We start from the raw sequence: 17444 nt of genomic DNA, 5'->3' as shown, positions 1-17444 counted from the left end.
AGAGATGCGGATCTTTGCTTTCCCAACCGCAAGCGAAAACTGTTGCGGACTGCGCGCATACGAAATGGCGCACTAGATGAAGATCGTCGCCCTGTTCTTTCCCAAGGCCTCGATCGGCACCTATCTCGTCGCCATGGCGGTAGCGATCGTATTGCCGATTTTCGCCTTCGTGGCGCTGCTTCTGCTGCAACTGGAGGATAACCAGCGTTCGACACTGAAGCGCGAGACGACGCAGGATGCGCTTGCCCTTTCACGCATCATCGACCGTCAGCTTCAGGATATGGCAACGACGCTGCGGCTGCTGTCGAGCTCGCCGGAGCTGGAAAACGGCAACCTCGCGGCCTTCCACCAGCGCACGGAAACGGCCCTGCGGGACAATACGATGTTCGTCATCGCCGTCGATCGCACCGGCCAGCAACTCCTGAACACGCGCCGGGCATTCGGCACGCCGCTCGACAAGGTAGCGAACATGCCTGCGCTCGAGTCGGCCATGACCTCCGGCCACATCGAGGCGTCCGACGTCTTTCGCGGCCGGATCAGCGGCGATTGGGTCTACAACGTCACCCTGCCGCAAGCCGACGATCCGGTCGCAGCCCTCATTATCACGCAGGACGCCAGGGATCTGGGTAAACTCGTGACGACCGAGGGCCTTGCCCAAGGCTGGTCGGCCGCGGTCGTCGACCAGAGCGGCCACGTCGTCGCCTCCACGGGGCCCACCCACCTTGAGCCCGGCACGCCCTTCGACCCGCGCATCCTGCCGGCGCTGACCGCTTCCCGTGGCGTCTTCCAGGACGAGAAGATCATGCCGCACATGCTGCTTGGTTATGCCAAGATCCCCGGCTGGTCATGGAAGACGGTGATCTGGGGACCGATCGCCCAGGCTTCGATCCTCAGCACCTGGCGCTTCCTCATCATCGGTGGCGTAGCACTCGTGCTTGTCGCCGTGCTGGCCGCCTATGCAGTCGCAAGGCAGGTGCGCACCACCATCCGCGAGATCGCCGACATGGCGAACCGCATGGGCGAGGGCCACATCGTCTCGCCGGTCGAGACCAGCGTCATCGAGGCGAACCAGGTGGCGATCGCCCTTTCGAACGCTTCCTTCGATCGCAGCCAGACCGAGGATCGGCTGCGCTTCGTCATGCACGAGCTCGTTCACCGCACCAAGAATCTTCTGACGCTCGCTCAGGCAATGATGCGCCAGCTTGCCAAGCAGGCCGACAGCGTCGAGAGCTTCAGCGCCGCCGTCGCCGATCGCCTCGAAGGGCTCGCGCGTTCGATCGAGCTCCTGACCAGCGAGCAATGGGGAGGTGTGTCGCTGCGGCGGGTCGTCGACATTCATCTGCAGGCCTTCCCGCAATCGCGCGAACAGATCGAGGTCAGCGGCAACGATTTCGTGCTGAAGCCGGATGCGGTGCAGAATCTCGGCCTCGCCTTGCATGAACTCGCCACCAACTCGGTAAAATACGGCGCGCTCTCCGTGCCGCAGGGCCGTGTCCGCTTCCAATGGCGAGACGTCAGGGAGGAAGACAAGCCGGAGCCCCTGCTCCGTTTCACCTGGGAGGAGAGCGGCGGCCCGCCGGTCGTCGAGCCGTCGCGCTCGGGCTTCGGCACGACCGTGATCAAGGCTCATGCCGCCGCCGCCTTCCGCGGCACGGTCGATGTCGATTTTCGACCCGAAGGCCTGTTATGGGTGCTGACTGCGCAACGCGCCACGCTTGAGCGGGAATAGACTCCAGGAACAATCACCATCTCCACTCGTTTCGGACAGGTCGTTCCAAAGGAGAAAGACCATGTTCAAGCAAACGATGGTCGCCGCCATGGCTTTGGCGGGCGCAGCCTGGGCAAGCCCGGCGGGCGCGGAAAATTATGTCACGCTTGGCCGTCTCGTCTGTGGATCGGATGGCGGCCAGGGCCTGATCATCACCTCGCAGAAGAACCTCATCTGCACCTATACGCCGGCATCAGGCGGCGCCAAGGCGGTCTACGCCGGCAAGATCGAGAAATTCGGCCTCGACGTCGGCCAGACCGGCAAGAGCGTGATGATCTGGCAGGTGCTGGCAAAGACCGGTACGGATATCCCGCAATTTGCCCTTGCCGGTGAATATTACGGGATAGGCGCCGATGCGAGTTTCGGTGCGGGCGCCGGCGCCAAGGTGATTGCCGGCGGCACCGACAAGGCCTTCATGCTTCAGCCGCTGAATGTCCAGGCTCAGGAAGGTCTTAACCTGGCGATCGGCGTCGAGAAGATGACACTCGTACCGGGCGAGATATAGCAATAGATCTGAATCGAACAGCCGCCCGAGGGGCGGCTGTCTCTCAGTCGATCAATGCGCGATCGCCTTGTTGATATCCTCGGTCATCTTCTTCGCATCACCGAGCAGCATCATCGTGCCGTCCTTGTAGAACAGCGTATTGTCGATGCCGGCATAACCCGAGCCGAGCGAACGCTTGACGAAGAGGCAGGTCTTGGCCCGGTCGACGTCGAGGATGGGCATGCCGTAAATCGGCGAGGTCTTGTCGTCACGTGCCGCCGGATTGGTGACGTCGTTGGCGCCGATGACATAGGCGACGTCGGCCTGGGCGAATTCCGAATTGATGTCCTCGAGCTCGAAGACCTCGTCATAGGGAACATTGGCTTCGGCGAGCAACACGTTCATGTGGCCGGGCATGCGGCCTGCAACGGGATGGATCGCATATTTCACTTCGACGCCGTTTTTCTTGAGATTGTCGGCGAGTTCACGCAGCGCATGCTGGGCCTGGGCGACCGCCATGCCGTACCCGGGCACGATGATGACCTTGGACGCATTGGCCATCAGATAGGCCGCATCCTCAGCCGAGCCGAGCTTGACCGTCCTGTCCGATGTGTCGGGTCCGGCAGACGCCGTCTCGCCGCCGAAACCGCCGAGGATCACGGAGACAAAGGAACGGTTCATGCCCTTGCACATGATGTAGGAAAGGATCGCGCCGGAGGAGCCGACGAGCGCGCCGGTGATGATCAGCGCCAGATTGCCGAGCGTAAAGCCGATGCCGGCCGCAGCCCATCCGGAATAGGAATTCAGCATCGAGACGACGACGGGCATATCGGCCCCGCCGATCGGCACGATCAGCAGAACACCAAGCGCCAGCGACAAGGCCACCACAGCCCAGAAGTCGAAATGGCTTTCGGTGGCGGCAAGCCCGATGATGAAGAGCACGATCAACACCAGCAGGCTCGCATTGATCAGGTGCCGATAGGGCAGCAGGATCGGCTTGCCGGACATGCGACCGTCGAGCTTCAGGAAGGCGATGATCGAACCGGTGAAGGTCAGCGCCCCGATCGCGACACCGAGTGCCATCTCGATGCGCGCTTCAGTGTGGATCTGGCCGATCTCGCCGATGCCGAAGGAAGCAGGCGTGTAGAGCGCCGACGCCGCGACCAGCACGGCCGCAAGGCCGACCAGCGAATGGAAACCGGCAACGAGTTGCGGCATCGAAGTCATTGGGATGGTGCGGGCGACATAGGCGCCGACGCTGCCGCCGATGGCAAGGCCGAGAATAATCAGCACGAAGCCGCCGAAATTGGGTGTCGCAAGCACGAGTGTCGTCAGGATGGCGATCCCCATGCCGACCATGCCGTAGAGATTGCCTTTGCGGCTGGTGGCCGGATGCGACAGGCCGCGCAGTGCCAGGATGAAGAGGACGCCCGAGACGAGATAGAGGAAGGCTGCGATATTGGTCATCGGTCGCTTACCTGTCCTTCTTGCGGTACATCGCCAGCATGCGCTGCGTGACGAGGAAGCCGCCGAAAATGTTCACCGAGACGAGCACCAGGGCGACGAAGCCGAAACCGGTCGCAAGCCCGCTTTCGGAGATGCCGACCGCCAGAAGCGCGCCGACGACGATGACCGAGGAGATCGCATTGGTGACGGCCATCAGCGGCGTATGCAGTGCCGGCGTCACCGACCACACGACGTAATAGCCGACGAAGATCGATAATACGAAGATCGCAAGCTGGAAGACAAAGGGATCGATCGCACCGCCGGTGGCGGCACTTGCCGCTTCCGGCGCCTGAGCCGCCGCCGTGATGACGGCGGTTACGGCCTGATCGAGCTGCTCCAGCGCTCTGTCCATTGCTTCACTGGCCATCAGATATCTCCCTTCTTCGCGCCGCCGAAGGCGGGATGAACCACGTCGCCGGCATAGGTCAGCATCGTCGCCTTGACGAGCTCGTCGTCTAGATTGACGACGGCGCTCCGGCTTTCCTTGTTGACCATGGTCTCGAGGAAGGTGACGAGGTTCTTGGCGTAGAGCGCCGAGGCGCTGGCCGCGACCCGGCCCGGCATATTGGCGAAACCGATCACCCTCACACCCTCGATATCGGCGATCTCGTCGGCAACGACGCCCTCAATATTACCGCCGCGCTCGACCGCGAGGTCGACGGCGACCGCGCCCGGCTTCATCGAGGCAAGCATGCTGCGCGACACGAGCCGCGGCGCCGCGCGACCGGGAATGAGAGCGGTGGTGATGACGATGTCCTGCTTGGCGATATGTTCGGCGACGAGCGCTGCCTGCTTGGCCTGATAGTCGGCCGACATTTCCTTGGCATAACCGCCGGCCGTTTCCGCCGCCTTGAACTCCTCATCCTCGACGGCGATGAACTTGGCGCCGAGCGAGGCGACCTGCTCCTTGGCGGCCGGGCGAACGTCGGTGGCCGACACAGCCGCGCCGAGGCGACGCGCGGTCGCGATCGCCTGGAGGCCGGCGACGCCGGCGCCCATGACGAAGACCTTGGCAGCCGGCACGGTGCCTGCCGCCGTCATCATCATCGGCATAGCGCGGTCATAGATACCAGCCGCCTCGATTACGGCCTGATAGCCGGCAAGATTGGCCTGGGACGAAAGAACGTCCATGGACTGGGCACGGGTGATGCGTGGCATCAGCTCCATGGCAAATGCCGAAAGCCCGGCGCTTGCCAGAGCTGCGATCGCCTCGTCATTGCCATAAGGGTCCATGATGGCGATGACCACGGCACCGCTCTTATAACCCGAGATCTCCGATGCGCTTGGGCGGCGCACCTTAAGCACCACGTCGGCGGAGGCGGCGTCCGCGAAACTGCCGATCCTGGCGCCCGCGGCCTCGAACTCGGCGTCCGGGATGCGCGACGCCACACCGGCACCGGCTTCGACGACGACGTCGAAGCCGAAACTCTTCATCTTCTTTACGGTCTCGGCAGAAGCGGCGACGCGCGTCTCCCCATCCGTGATTTCTCTCGCAACGAAAACGATATTGCCCAACTGCCCCCTCCTCCGGGTCAGCCAGACCGCTGCAGGCTCCCCCGCGCGGGCCGAGCACCAAATTCACAAAGCTTCGGAGAAGCTTCTCCTCCCCTCAGAGCGCCGTGCGTCCTTTCGGACGCACAGGGGACGCTCTGACCCTCTGAATCTGGCGATCAGCGGAATAGGGCGATGCCGACGGCGAGAAGAACGATGAAGACGAAAAGGCCGCCGAGCAGGCCAGCGCCGCCGAAGAAACCGGCGGTCATCGCAAGCAGGAGGACGATGAGGAGCATCGAGCCATATTTCGTACCGGCAATGAACATGTTGTAGGTCTGCTCATGTTCCTTGTAGTCCATCGGCGCGCCGGTCTCGACCGGTCCGGTATGATGTTCGGCCATAAATATCGTCTCCCTCAAATGCCTTTTCGCAGCCTGATTCCCTCGCCAAACGAGGGAAGTCCCTGGCTGCAGGGATTACACAATGACAGGCGAAAGCGCAATGCATGAGAATGCCGCAGCCGCGCTTCGCAACCACCTTCTCTTATGGGCGGGGAGAAGAAGAAATCAGAGCGGCAGGTCGGTGCCGAGCTCGCCCTGCGGCACGAAGCGCGCCGTCGGAATGATGGTGAGCGGCGGCAGCGTATCGTTGGGATTGCGCGAAAACATCATGCGCTGCTCGCTGGCGCTGGAGATGAAGAAGGGATAGCGCGTCAACAGCTTGCGCCCGACCTCGACCACATTCGTCGCCATCAGCGTCACGTCAACCCCGTAACTCTCTGCCAGTCGGCCGGGCACGATGGTATCGGCATAGAAGACCCGCTTGTAGAAGGCAGCATGCGGGGGCCGGACAGACTGAATAACGCGGTCAGCCCGGAAATACGCTGCCGCAACGATGGCGGGTCTCAGCGTCAGATAGGGAACCCATGGCAGGTTGGCGGTGAGTTCCGGATCGGCGGCGAACCGCGCCGGGTCGATCAAGGTCAGTCCGGCATCCAAGAGCTCATCCATCGCCTCGGGAAAGGCCTCCCCGGACCGGCTGATACGGTGCTCCGGCGTGACATAATGAATTCGGATCGTACTGACCAGTTCACCGTAATAGTACAGACCGAAGATATAGGCATGGCTGTCGAAATCGACCTCGTCCAACAGGCCTTCCGGGGCAAGCGACAGCGCGCCGTGGGCCTTGTAGGCCTTGTAGCGCAGGCGCTCCACCTCCTCCATGTCTTCGCCGCTTTCAACACGGCGATATTCGACATGATCCAAAATTTCGAGGATTTTCCTGCTAAAATCGCCACGCGTAAAAAGTATGTCTGACATTCTCTGATCCGCTCGTTAACGGATCATTAATCATACGCCAGCGGCACTTAGGCAAGAAAATCTGAGAATTTGCGTTGGTTTTAAATTGTTAAGGTTAATGGCGGGCAAGATTTTCGGCCGGGTAACCCGTTACTTGCAGGTGCTCAGGCGACCTTGTTGCGACGGCGCTGGACCGTGCGGCGGCCGATGCCCTGTTGCAGCAGCGCGATGTTCTGCGAAGGCACCGGCTGCGAGAAGACGTAGCCCTGTACGAGATCGGTGCTGCGGTGTTTGTTGAGCAGCGCCAGCTGTTCCTCGGTCTCGACGCCCTCGATGACGATCTTCAGGCCGAGTTCCCGAGCGAGATGGACCGTACCGCGCAAGAGCTTGAGGCGGCGGGTATCCTCGACGATGTTGCGCACGAAGGAGCGGTCGATCTTGACGATATCGAGCGGCAGGGTGTCGAGATAGCTCAGGCTGGAGAAGCCGGTACCGAAGTCGTCGATGGCGATGGTGATGCCGCGGGCTCTGAGCTCCGCCAGGATCGCGCGCACGGCCGCCGGCTCGTCGATCAGGCAGCTTTCCGTGACTTCGAGATGCAGCCGCGCCGCATCGAGGCCGGAATGGGCAAGCGCATCGGCAACCACAGACAGGATATCGGCATCGCGCAGGTCCCGCGCCGAAAGGTTGACCGAGACGGCGATATGCTCCGGCCAGGTCATGCATTCGCTGCAGGCCTTGAACAGCACGAAGCGGGTGATGTCGGAGATGATGCCCATATCCTCGGCGAGCCGGATGAAGACATCGGGAGGGATCGAGCCCTTCTCCGGATGCACCCAGCGCGCCAAGGCTTCGGCGCATTCGATCCGCGAGCCGTCAGCCCGGAACATCGGCTGGAAGACCAGATGCAGCGCTTGCGCCGAAACCGCATCGCGGAGGTCCGCCTTCAGCTTCTGCTGCTCGATATAGCGGCCGTCCATCTCGCGCTCGAAGCCTGATATGCCGCCCTTGAAGCGCGACTTGCTTTCGAACAGCGCAAGATCCGCCTTGACGCTCCATTCGTCCATCGCAAAGGCGTCGCTTTCGAGGATTGCATAGCCGGCGCTGAGCGAAACGAGGAACGTAAACTCATCGACCTCGTAATTGCCCTGGATTGCCGCATGCACGCGACGGATCTCGAGGTCGAGCGAGGTCGGCTGCTTCGCATGCGGGAAGAACAGGATGAACTGGTCTCCCATCAGGCGGCCGAGGATAGCGTTGCCGGAGGCTTCCTTGATGCGGGCGGCGATCGCACAGAGCAGATGGTCGCCGGTGACATGGCCGCGCATGTCGTTGACATGCTTGAACTCGTCGATATCGAGCACCATGAAGCCGAGCGGACCCGACTTCCTCGGATGTTTGGCGAGATACTCCTGCACCAGCTGGCCGAAATATTCCCGGTTGGGCAGGCCGGTCAGCGCGTCGAAGCGCACCATGTGCAGGATCTTCTGCTCCGCCTTCACGCGGCTCGACACGTCCTCGAAAATCAGCACGGCGCCGCCGTCGGCCCTGCGGCTGGCAGAGAATTCGAGCGACAGGCTCTCGGGAAAATGAATGAGCGTTCGCGACAGGTTGCCTTCGGCCACCTGGGTCAGCTGGCGCAGGATGAGTTCCGGCTGCGAGGCGTCCATGAAGCTGTGGCGCGCGCCGTAGCGCAGCACGGCGCCAAGGTCTCGGTCCTTCAGCCGCTCGGGCGCACCGATCTTCAGCAACTCGCAGGCTTTGCGATTGACGACCTGAATGCGATTTTCGACGTCGACCATGACGAGGCCGTGCGGCATGTTGTTGAGCGCCGTATCGAACCGATCGGCGATGATGGTGATCTCCCGGCGCGCGATGACGTTTTCATAGAGAAACTCGCGCACGCCATTCGCCATGGCTCGCGTCGTCAGCCAGAACGGGATAAGGAAAATCGACAACACGCCGCGATAGAAATCCATTGCCAGCAGGCTGCAGATGATCATCGGCAGGCAGCAGAAGAACGTCTGGAGGTCGACTGCGAAGCGCGAGCCGTAGTTGCGGCCGACGACGGAAACCATGGTCGCCATGGTGACGGAAATGCAGGCAAGCTCAGCAAAGGAATCATGCACGACGAAGATGGCGTAACCGCTGGCGATGCCGAGGAGCGCGGTGGTGCAGGCTCCGCTGGCGACGAGAATCCGCTCCCAACGCTCGATGTCGGCGCGCGACAGGCTATCCTTGTCGACGCGATCGAACCGTCGGAAGATGACCATGCGAGCGCCGAAGACCAGAAGGAAGGCGGCCGACAGCAGGATGTAGATGGAGTACTGCGTCTTGGCAGCCACTGCAAGGCACGTCGCAACATGCACGATCACGCCAACAAGCAGCGTCATGCGATTCCCGGACAGGGAACTCACAAACGACAGATACACATCTAAAGGGACCCTGTTCGGGTTATCTGGCTTCATCCACACTTTCCCTGTGCGCGGGAATTCTAAGCCCAACCTTTTAAAAATTGATTTCAATGGAATCAAACATTTGGTCAAATTTTCTAAAACCAGAGCGTGAACACCACATCTTTCACGAGATAATGCAGCCTGCTCGCGAGATTATTGAAATAATTTATCCACGCCTGGGTTGTCCAAATATTCGGCAATCGCGCAGTCTGCCCCGCTGGGTCTAAGACTATACTCCAACGCCAGGCATTTATCCTTCCAATTTCAAGGGCCGTGGTCTACATCGATTCCAAAGAGGGAAAGCCGCCGGAAAACGGCGGAACAAGAGCAAGGGGAGGCGAATGTCGGCACTTCTGGCCGCAAGCCGGCTGATCGACGCGATCAGCCGCTTCATGGGCAAACTTTCCGAATATATGGTGCTGTTTTGCTGCCTGATCAGCGCCGGGAACGCCATCGTCCGCTATGCCTTCAACTATAGTTCGAACGGCTGGCTGGAGATCCAATGGTATCTCTTCGCCTTCGTCGTCATGCTCGGCGCCTCACATGCGCTGCGCAACAACGAGCATGTCCGCGTCGATCTGATCTACGGCGCGGTTTCCGATAAGGCCAAGATCTGGATCGACATTATCGGCCTCCTCGCCTTCCTCCTTCCCGCATGTATCTACCTCACCTGGCTGTGCTGGCCCTTCTTCGCGATCTCCTACCAGCAGGGGGAAATATCCGGCAATGCCGGCGGACTGATCCGCTGGCCCGTCAAGCTGATCCTCGTCGCCGGCTTCGCGCTGCTTTCCCTTCAGGGCGTTTCCGAGCTGATCAAACGGATAGCAGCGCTGACCGGCACCATCCAGATCGATACGACATACGAAAAGCCGCTGCAGTAAAGCGGACCGAGAGGAACGGATTTGTTTGATTTCGGCATCATTCCGCCGGCGATGTTCCTGGGCATGGTCATCTTCATGCTCTACGGCTTTCCGGTCGCCTTTTCGCTGGCCGCTGTCGGCCTGTTCTTCGGCATTATCGGCATCGCCACGGGCCATTTCGGTGAGGTCTTTCTGCAAGCCTTGCCGCTGCGCTTCTTCGGCATCGTTTCCAACGACCTCCTGCTTGCCATCCCCTTCTTCACTTTCATGGGGGCGATACTGGAGCGCTGCGGGCTGGCCGAAGATCTGCTTGAAGGCACCGGCAAGCTCTTCGGCGCCGTACCCGGCGGCCTTGCCTATGCCGTTATCCTCGTCGGCGCCGTGCTCGGCGCAATCACCGGCACGGTGGCGGCCTCGGTCATCACCATGGGGGTGATCTCGCTGCCGATCATGCTGCGCTACGGCTACAGTCCGCGCCTTGCCACCGGCGTGATCGCCGCCTCGGGCACGATCACCCAGGTCATCCCGCCCTCGCTCGTGCTCGTCGTTCTCGCCGATCAGCTCGGCCGGTCGGTCGGCGACATGTATCTCGGCGCGATCGGCCCTTCGATCCTGCAGGTGACGATCTTCGTGCTCTTCATCCTGGTCATGTCGATCATCCGGCCGAAGTCGATGCCGCCGCTGCCGAAAGAAGTGCGCGGCGACTTCAACTGGGCGCTGCTCGTCAAGGTGTTGATGGGCATGGTGCCCTCGATCGTGCTCATCTTCCTCGTGCTCGGCACGATCTTCATGGGTCTTGCGACACCGACGGAAGCAGGCGCCCTCGGCGTCGTCGGCGCCATGCTGCTCGCCGCCATGAATCGCCGCCTGACCTGGCCGCTGATCCGCGAGGCAATGTCATCGACCACGCATATCACATCGATGGTGGTGATGATCCTGATCGGCTCCACCTGTTTCAGCCTGGTTTTCCAGGGCATGGATGGCTCGCGCTGGATCGAGCACATGTTGTCGGGCATACCAGGCGGCCCGGTCGGCTTCCTGATTTTCGTCAACATCTTCATCTTCGTGCTCGCCTTCTTCCTCGATTTTTTCGAGATCGCCTTCATCGTCATCCCGATGCTCGCCCCCGTCGCCTCCAGTCTCGGCATCGACTTGATCTGGTTCGGCGTGCTGATCTGCGTCAACATGCAGACGAGCTTCATGCACCCGCCCTTCGGCTTCGCGCTCTTCTACCTGCGCTCGATCGCCAGCAAGGACGTCAAGACCTCGGATATCTATATGGGCGCGCTGCCCTGGGTCGGCATGCAGCTCATCCTGGTGGCAATCGTGATCTTCTGGCCGCAATCGGTGACCTACTGGCTGGATCGCGGTCCGAAGGTTGACCCGAACTCCATCAAGATCGAAGTGCCTGGCTTCGGCAATCAGCTCGGCCTGCCGCCTCTCGGCGGCGGCAACGGCTCGCCGCAGATCCCGGGTCTCACTCTGCCGCCATTGAACGGCCTGCCCGGAGCACCGCCGGCGCCTGCCAAATAGGACGAAAAAGCAAAACCCCGGACACAAATCCGGGGTTTTGATATCACGCTCGTCTAGATGCTGATGCCGCCGGCGAAAAGCTTAAAGCTTCCCGGCCCGCTGCTGGATCATCATGAACGTATCGAAAGTGTATTCCGACAGCTGCATCCAGAGATAGGCATCCCGCTTGAAGGCGGTCTGGTCGTCATAGATCTTCTTGAAATACTGGTTCGTGCCGGAGATTTCGCTGTAGATGCCGGTCGCCGCCTGGAAGCAGGCTTCCATAATCTCCTGGCTGAACGGGCGCAACGTCGCGCCTTCTGCGACAAGCTGTTTCAGCGCCGTCGGGTTTTTCGTGTCGTATTTCGCCAGCATGTTAGTATTGGCGAAGGCGCAGGCGTCGGTGAGCGCCGCCTGATAATGCTTCGGCAGGTTGCTCCACTTTTCGAGATTGAAGAAGGCGTGCACCGTCGGGCCACCTTCCCACCAGCCCGGATAATAGTAGTACTTCGCCACCTTGTGGAAGCCGAGCTTCAGATCGTCGTAGGGACCGACGAATTCCGCCGCATCGATCGTGCCCTTTTCCAGCGCCGGATAGATGTCGCCGCCGGCGATCTGCTGCGGGATGACGCCGACCTTCTCCATGACGCGGCCGGCAAGGCCGGCGATGCGCATCTTCACGCCCTTGAGGTCATCGAGCGTGTTGATTTCCTTGCGGAACCAGCCGCCCATCTGCGCACCGGTATTGCCGGCCGGCAGCGCATACATGCCCTGTGTGGCATAGAATTCATTCATCAGCTTGTTGCCGTTGCCCTCGAAAAACCAGGCATTGGTCAGGCGGCTGTTCAGCCCGAACGGAATGGCCGTGCCGATGGCATAGGTGGGGTCCTTGCCGACGAAATAATAGGAGGTGGTATGCGCTGCCTCGACCGTGCCGGCGGCCACCGCGTCGACGGCCTGCAGGCCGGGCACGATCTCACCGGCCGCGAATGGCTGGATCGTGAAATTGCCGTCCGTCGCGGCGGCGACATGCTTGGCGATATCCTCGGCGCCGCCATAGATCGTGTCCAGGCTTTTCGGAAACGACGACGTCATGCGCCATGCGATCTTCGGATTCTCCTGCGCGATCGCAGGCGCTGCCAATGCCGTTGCGGCAACCGCTCCGGCGCCGGCGGTCCCCGCCTTCTTGAAAAACGAACGACGATCCATCAAAAACCTCCCGTATAGATGGCACTGCGCGGCCGATCTTCACCCCTACCCGCAGCGAGGGCAGAGCTAAGCATGGCGAAGGCCGCGATTCAAGCTTTAGTCTATTAGCCTTTGGCATCAAGACGACAATAAGACAATAAGAGCGCACCTATCAAAATCAGCAGCTTAGCGGCAATCCTGGTGGCCGCAGCGCCGCCTCCGCCGCAATTTGGCCATCGGACACAGCCAACCGTTGACTTGGCGTGCGTTCTGGCGGCAAAACGACAAGCAGAAAGATTTCACTGGGGCAAACATGACGAAACCGATCGTTGCCATTCCTGCCGATATCCGCAGTTTCGACGGCGCGACCTGGCACGCCGTGCAGCATCAATATCTCAATGCCGCACTGAATGCGGCCGGCGTCATGGCCTTCATCATCCCCGCATTCGAGCGAGGCTACGATACCGACGCGATCCTCGACCGCGTCGACGGCCTCTTGGTTTCCGGCTCGGCCAGCAACGTGCATCCCTCGCTCTACGGCGCCGAGGCGACTGAAAGGGACGGACCTTTCGACCCCGCCCGCGACGCCACCAGCCTGCCGCTCATTCGCCGCGCCATCGAGCGCGCCATCCCGATGCTCGCCATCTGCCGCGGCATCCAGGAACTGAACGTCGCTCTCGGTGGCACACTCGCAACCGAGATCCAGGACCAGCCCGGGATCTGGGACCATCGCCGGCCGGAAGGTGTTGACCGCGACGGCATGTATGCCATCCGCCAGACCGTCCACGTCAAGGAAGGCTCCTGCATCGCAGGTATCCTCGGCCCGGGCGAAGTCAGCGTGAATTCCCTGCATCGCCAAGCGATCGCCAAAACCGCGCCGCGCTTGCAGGTGGAAGCCATCGCCGAGGACGGCACGGTGGAGGCGGTCTCCGTCATCGACGCCAAAGCCTTTGCCGTCGGCGTGCAATGGCATCCGGAATATTGGGCCGAAACCGACAAACCCTCGAACAAGCTGTTTGCCGCCTTCGGCGACGCCGTGCGCAACCATGCCGCCGGCAAGCTGCAAGCCATCCCCGCGCAGGCGATCGCCTGACGGCAGGTGCCTTGCGAACCGTCAGGACCGCCCGCCGTCAGTGGTGATCGTCGTCCTCATCGTCATGCTCGTGCTTGAGCCATGCGCAGAGTTCGGCCGGCAGCAGTTTCTGATAGGCGTCGTCGCTACCGACGAATTCTCCGAGATCCCTAACGCTGACGAAACCGACGTTGGGAAATTCCTCGGCCGCTGTGCGCAGGAAGTCGAAGCGCTCTTCGCCAATGCCGACCATAACGTAATAGATTTGGGATTCGGCATGTTCAGCCTGCTCCAGCAAGGCCCAGGCGGCATCCCGGTCTGCATTCTCGCCGTCTGTGAGGAAATAGTTGATCGCGGGAACGCCGGAACGTGTCTCCTCGCCGAATCGGTCACGCCGCATGCCAAAGATCATGCCGAGCAAGCCACCGGCCGCATTTTCCTCCATCAAGCCGTAAGTCATCAGGTTCGACCGGATCACCGGGCCGTAATCGGTGCCGCCCCAGAGCACTGTTTGCAGCGCGGGGTTATCGATGATCTCGCGCTCGACATAACCCTCATAGTTCTTTGCTGTCGCGGGTGCGATCGATGCCATCCGATCCTGATTGGAAAACACCCAGGTGTCGATACGCCCGTCATCGTCGAAATAAAGAGCGACGGGAAGAATACGCTCAAGCGCCGCCTGGACCGCACCCGATTTGAAAAGCTCGGTCATCGAGCCAGAGACGTCGATGTTGAGCCCGACCTGCGCGGGAATGCGCTCGTGAATCCCCTGTTTCTGAAGAACGAAGCCGACGCGGCGAACTTCTTCCTCGGGCTTGTGCAGCTTGAATGTCGTCATGGTCATCCCTCCGGTCTGAGTTTTGCAAGAATGCGCGTGTGTATGTCGCGAAGCAGTGATGTAGCGCTTGCCTGCGCTGGCGGTTGCGCGGTCCGGGCCGCTGTCAGCGCCGCCGAATAGGCCGCATGCCAGGCCGGCAGCTCTTCATGCAGCAGCCCGTCCGCGGCGTGCCCCAGCGCATCGACGTGCCGTGCGATCCCGGCAACGGTGCGCATGCTCATTTCGATCGTCGCCTTCGTGGCCGAGAGGCTGGCGACCCTCGTCTCGATCGCTTCGGCCTGCGAGGCGTAATGCGCCCGCCGCTCGCGATCGGGAAGCTGAACGCCGCCGACATAATCGACCAGGAAACGTCCCGCCAGGATATGAGCACTAAGATCACGGTCGAGCGCCGCATAGGCCTTACCGATCGCACGAAGCCGCTTGGCGACCGCGACGATGTCGGGCGCCAGCGCATCGAGCTCTTTCGCTAAGGTCTGCACCTCGGGATAAAGCCGAAAAAAGAGATCGTCGGCATCGCGCGGCGCCGCCAGCGCCTTGATCGCCTTCAGGACACCGCCGCGAACGGCGAACACGCGGTCGGGATCGAGATCACCAAGGCGCTGGAGCAACTCGGCGCCAAGACGTCTTCCGCTTGCCAACGCCTCGCTGTCGACAAGGGCGAGTTCTCTTTCGGCAAGCTTGCCGTGCTCGGTCTGGAGGCGGGCGCCGAAGCGCACGACATCGTCGAAATAATGGTCGTCGAGATTGGTCCCGTCGATGATGCGCAGCGCCGCCGCCGTAACCGGCATATCGGCGCTGGCGTCGATCTTCAGAAGTGCCTCAATGCCGCAGGGAATGCGCTGGCGAATTTCCCCTGCGGCAAGAACCCGCGGCTTGTCGCCTTTGGGGGTCGGTGGGCGCGGCGAACCGAACAGCACTTTCGGTTCGCCCGCCTGTCGGGAAGGATCGGCACGGGCAGGCGATGCGCTCTCCGGAAAAAGCACCTTGGGCACTCGCCCCGGCTCCTCTCCCGGCGGTCCGTCTACCTTGCCGCTCATCGAATGAGGCTCCCGTTCAGCCGAAATAGGCCTGAATGACGTCGCCAAGCCCGGCGTTCGAACCCGCGCCAACGGCGTGGAATCTCCAGGATCCATCCGGCTGTTTCAGGAAGGAGGCCACCTGTATCGTCGTCTTGCCGGCAAACTCCGCCGTCAGCTGATAGCGGCAAAGCTCGTCGTCCATCGCATCACAAACCTCGATATAGGCGTTCTTGACCTTGCCGAAGTCCTGTTTCTTGCGCTCCGCATCATGGATCGTTGCCCAGACGGCGAGCTCCGAAACCTCCGCGGGCAGCTTTGCCAGCACGATCTTGAACTCCTCGCGAAACCCTTCGTCATGATGACCGCCACCGTGATGGTCGTCATCGTCGTCCTCGTCGGGTTCCGACCTTTTGATCACCCCGCCGCGGCCGGTCCGGTCGTCGCGTTCGTGCCACATCGAGCCGTCATCGGTCTGAAAGGAACCGTCGGCATTCTTGGTAAGCGAGCCTTCCGGATTGCCGGAGCTGCGCACGAAAGCATAGCAGAGCGCATGCGAGCCATCATTATAGAGCCGCGCCCGGTTCGAATCGCCGCCGGGATGGACAAGCGCAAAACAATGCACATCGAGATCGAAGGCCGGCCCCGAGCCCTCGGGCGGATCCCAGACAAGTCCTGAATGGACGAGCTGGATCTCCTTCTGGATCTGAAATGACTGACCTTTGTTGAGCTTGAACGTTGCCATGCGCTGTCTTTCTCCTGCAATCTTCAGATCGGGCGATCGGTCACGATTTGCCGCGCTTGTTCGAGCTTGGCGCGGGCGGCGGCATAACGTTCCTTGTTCCGTTCGCCTTCGGCCACCACCTTGTCGGCGATCGCCCGCAGCCGCTGCGCGGTGCCGAGCACCAGTTCGGCATCGGCAAGCCGGGTCTCGCCGGAGGCCTTGACCGAATTGACCGAGACATCCTCAAGCACCTGCGATCCATATTGCTGGAGCGACGCGCGCAGTTCACGCCGCATGGCGTTCATCTGCTGGATCGACTGCATCTGGAAAAGCGCGTGAAGCCGGATCAGGATCGATTTGATGTCGTTGAACTCGGCATTGGCCGAGGTGACCGTATCCGCAAGGGTCGCGAGCGCCGCACCCCTGGCAATGCCGATCGAATCGAGATCGGCCGGCGCCTTGGCATAGGCGGTCTCGAGAACGAGGACCCGGTTCTGGAAGATGTCGAGCTTTTGCGAGAAATCGCGGGCTTCCTGCACCTTGAGCGGATCGCCGGACGCCGCCTCCCCCGTCAGCCGGTCGAGCTCGCGGGTGGCATCGGCAAGGATGCGTCGGCCGGCCTCGACGAAGACGCCGAGAGAAACGATCGTATCGCGGTATCCCTGCGCCAGCGTGCTCATGCGCGATACTTCGAGAATGAGCTTGCCGCTCTCCTCCTCGATCTGAGCCTCCATCGGCTTGACGAGATCGCCGAGGGACTTGGCCTTGCTCTGCAGCATGCCGCGAACCTCGTCCGTCACCGTCTTGAGGCGCTTTGCCGGGTCGCCAAGACCGACAGCCATCAGCAGACGCTCGAGGAAACCACCCTTCAGCTTCTCGCGGATGTTGGCTTCGAGCCCTTTGAGATCGGCATCATTGATGCCGTCCCGAATCGTCCGGAACAATTCAAACAGCACCGGCGACTGCGCATTGGTGATCTGCGAAAGGATGGCATCAAGCTTGGCGCCGAAGCCGCCGATGGCTTCCTGGCCGAAGGTGATCAAACTATGCGGCTCTACCGTTGCCAGCCTGTACCGCTCCGCCAGATCGGTGACCTCCCCGGCTTTTTCCGGGGGAAGAATGACCGTCACGACGGCGGGCAGGCTGCCGGTCGAAAGCGCCGGCATCAGACCCTGGTTGGTCTCGAGGGTCGTCGTATTTGATGCGCTCGGCTCGGACATGCCGCCAG

At 61.5% G+C, this 17444-nt stretch carries 16 protein-coding genes; 5 read left to right on the top strand and 11 right to left on the bottom strand.

Annotated elements, in window-relative coordinates:
• The first annotated feature begins 76 nt into the window (after positions 1-76).
• Both EFQ99_RS20230 and EFQ99_RS20225 read left to right on the top strand, forming a co-directional pair.
• A complete protein-coding gene (locus tag EFQ99_RS20230; protein ID WP_126923017.1) occupies positions 77-1729 on the top strand; it encodes a sensor histidine kinase in 1653 nt (550 codons plus the stop codon).
• A 61-nt stretch (positions 1730-1790) separates the two neighbouring features.
• Positions 1791-2273, top strand: a complete 483-nt coding sequence (locus EFQ99_RS20225) for a DUF992 domain-containing protein (RefSeq protein ID WP_126923016.1) — start codon at positions 1791-1793, stop codon at positions 2271-2273.
• A 51-nt stretch (positions 2274-2324) separates the two neighbouring features.
• Here EFQ99_RS20225 and EFQ99_RS20220 read toward each other — a convergent pair whose 3' ends face one another.
• From EFQ99_RS20220 to EFQ99_RS20195, 6 genes are all read right to left on the bottom strand, one after another.
• A complete protein-coding gene (locus EFQ99_RS20220; protein WP_126923015.1) occupies positions 2325-3719 on the bottom strand; it encodes an NAD(P)(+) transhydrogenase (Re/Si-specific) subunit beta in 1395 nt (464 codons plus the stop codon).
• A gap of 7 nt (positions 3720-3726) precedes the next feature.
• Entirely contained in the window at positions 3727-4125 is a 399-nt protein-coding gene (locus tag EFQ99_RS20215) for a proton-translocating transhydrogenase family protein (protein WP_126923014.1), read from the bottom strand.
• On the bottom strand, positions 4125-5273 hold the full coding sequence (locus EFQ99_RS20210; protein ID WP_126923013.1) for a Re/Si-specific NAD(P)(+) transhydrogenase subunit alpha: 1149 nt from the start codon (positions 5271-5273) through the stop codon (positions 4125-4127). Before EFQ99_RS20210 ends, EFQ99_RS20215 begins: the two co-directional genes overlap by 1 nt.
• Before the next feature lie 155 nt (positions 5274-5428).
• Positions 5429-5653, bottom strand: a complete 225-nt coding sequence (locus EFQ99_RS20205; RefSeq protein WP_126827244.1) for an aa3-type cytochrome c oxidase subunit IV — start codon at positions 5651-5653, stop codon at positions 5429-5431.
• A 165-nt stretch (positions 5654-5818) separates the two neighbouring features.
• On the bottom strand, positions 5819-6571 hold the full coding sequence (locus EFQ99_RS20200; RefSeq protein ID WP_126923012.1) for an N-acyl amino acid synthase FeeM domain-containing protein: 753 nt from the start codon (positions 6569-6571) through the stop codon (positions 5819-5821).
• A gap of 143 nt (positions 6572-6714) precedes the next feature.
• A complete protein-coding gene (locus tag EFQ99_RS20195; RefSeq protein ID WP_126923011.1) occupies positions 6715-9018 on the bottom strand; it encodes a putative bifunctional diguanylate cyclase/phosphodiesterase in 2304 nt (767 codons plus the stop codon).
• Between the two features lie 329 nt (positions 9019-9347).
• On the opposite strand from EFQ99_RS20195, the gene EFQ99_RS20190 reads away from it, so the two are divergent.
• Positions 9348-9887: a TRAP transporter small permease subunit gene (locus EFQ99_RS20190; protein WP_126923009.1), complete on the top strand. Its 540-nt coding sequence runs from the start codon at positions 9348-9350 to the stop codon at positions 9885-9887.
• A 21-nt stretch (positions 9888-9908) separates the two neighbouring features.
• Positions 9909-11399, top strand: coding sequence for a TRAP transporter large permease (locus tag EFQ99_RS20185; protein ID WP_126923007.1), 1491 nt, complete (start codon positions 9909-9911; stop codon positions 11397-11399).
• An 81-nt stretch (positions 11400-11480) separates the two neighbouring features.
• Here EFQ99_RS20185 and EFQ99_RS20180 read toward each other — a convergent pair whose 3' ends face one another.
• On the bottom strand, positions 11481-12587 hold the full coding sequence (locus EFQ99_RS20180) for a TRAP transporter substrate-binding protein (protein WP_126923006.1): 1107 nt from the start codon (positions 12585-12587) through the stop codon (positions 11481-11483).
• Positions 12588-12879: 292 nt separating this feature from the next.
• On the opposite strand from EFQ99_RS20180, the gene EFQ99_RS20175 reads away from it, so the two are divergent.
• Positions 12880-13659, top strand: coding sequence for a gamma-glutamyl-gamma-aminobutyrate hydrolase family protein (locus EFQ99_RS20175; protein ID WP_126923004.1), 780 nt, complete (start codon positions 12880-12882; stop codon positions 13657-13659).
• A gap of 37 nt (positions 13660-13696) precedes the next feature.
• Here the strand turns inward: EFQ99_RS20175 and EFQ99_RS20170 are convergent, their stop codons facing one another.
• Genes EFQ99_RS20170 through EFQ99_RS20155 form a run of 4 tightly spaced genes read right to left on the bottom strand, consistent with a single transcriptional unit; the run spans position 13697 to position 17436 of the window.
• Positions 13697-14476 (bottom strand): VWA domain-containing protein, encoded by a 780-nt coding sequence (locus EFQ99_RS20170; protein ID WP_126923002.1) that lies wholly within the window; start codon positions 14474-14476, stop codon positions 13697-13699.
• A gap of 2 nt (positions 14477-14478) precedes the next feature.
• A complete protein-coding gene (locus tag EFQ99_RS20165) occupies positions 14479-15513 on the bottom strand; it encodes a hypothetical protein (protein WP_126923000.1) in 1035 nt (344 codons plus the stop codon).
• A gap of 16 nt (positions 15514-15529) precedes the next feature.
• Positions 15530-16237 (bottom strand): TerD family protein, encoded by a 708-nt coding sequence (locus EFQ99_RS20160; protein ID WP_126922999.1) that lies wholly within the window; start codon positions 16235-16237, stop codon positions 15530-15532.
• 23 nt (positions 16238-16260) lie between these two features.
• Entirely contained in the window at positions 16261-17436 is a 1176-nt protein-coding gene (locus EFQ99_RS20155) for a toxic anion resistance protein (RefSeq protein ID WP_126922998.1), read from the bottom strand.
• Positions 17437-17444 lie beyond the last annotated feature (8 nt).

It is taken from the genome of Rhizobium vallis (assembly GCF_003985155.1).
GTDB classification, from domain to species: Bacteria; Pseudomonadota; Alphaproteobacteria; order Rhizobiales; family Rhizobiaceae; genus Rhizobium; species Rhizobium vallis.
This window is presented reverse-complemented; position numbering and strand designations above follow the sequence as displayed.

Excerpts from the sequence above, each read along its gene's own strand:
- EFQ99_RS20190 (WP_126923009.1), top strand. The coding sequence starts at position 9,348 with ATGTCGGCACTTCTGGCCGCAAGCCGGCTGATCGACGCGATCAGCCGC.
- EFQ99_RS20195 (WP_126923011.1), bottom strand. The coding sequence starts at position 9,018 with ATGAAGCCAGATAACCCGAACAGGGTCCCTTTAGATGTGTATCTGTCG.
- EFQ99_RS20230 (WP_126923017.1), top strand. The coding sequence starts at position 77 with ATGAAGATCGTCGCCCTGTTCTTTCCCAAGGCCTCGATCGGCACCTAT.
- EFQ99_RS20225 (WP_126923016.1), top strand. The coding sequence starts at position 1,791 with ATGTTCAAGCAAACGATGGTCGCCGCCATGGCTTTGGCGGGCGCAGCC.
- EFQ99_RS20220 (WP_126923015.1), bottom strand. The coding sequence starts at position 3,719 with ATGACCAATATCGCAGCCTTCCTCTATCTCGTCTCGGGCGTCCTCTTC.
- EFQ99_RS20200 (WP_126923012.1), bottom strand. The coding sequence starts at position 6,571 with ATGTCAGACATACTTTTTACGCGTGGCGATTTTAGCAGGAAAATCCTC.
- EFQ99_RS20215 (WP_126923014.1), bottom strand. The coding sequence starts at position 4,125 with ATGGCCAGTGAAGCAATGGACAGAGCGCTGGAGCAGCTCGATCAGGCC.
- EFQ99_RS20205 (WP_126827244.1), bottom strand. The coding sequence starts at position 5,653 with ATGGCCGAACATCATACCGGACCGGTCGAGACCGGCGCGCCGATGGAC.
- EFQ99_RS20155 (WP_126922998.1), bottom strand. The coding sequence starts at position 17,436 with ATGTCCGAGCCGAGCGCATCAAATACGACGACCCTCGAGACCAACCAG.
- EFQ99_RS20170 (WP_126923002.1), bottom strand. The coding sequence starts at position 14,476 with ATGACGACATTCAAGCTGCACAAGCCCGAGGAAGAAGTTCGCCGCGTC.
- EFQ99_RS20175 (WP_126923004.1), top strand. The coding sequence starts at position 12,880 with ATGACGAAACCGATCGTTGCCATTCCTGCCGATATCCGCAGTTTCGAC.
- EFQ99_RS20180 (WP_126923006.1), bottom strand. The coding sequence starts at position 12,587 with ATGGATCGTCGTTCGTTTTTCAAGAAGGCGGGGACCGCCGGCGCCGGA.
- EFQ99_RS20165 (WP_126923000.1), bottom strand. The coding sequence starts at position 15,513 with ATGAGCGGCAAGGTAGACGGACCGCCGGGAGAGGAGCCGGGGCGAGTG.
- EFQ99_RS20160 (WP_126922999.1), bottom strand. The coding sequence starts at position 16,237 with ATGGCAACGTTCAAGCTCAACAAAGGTCAGTCATTTCAGATCCAGAAG.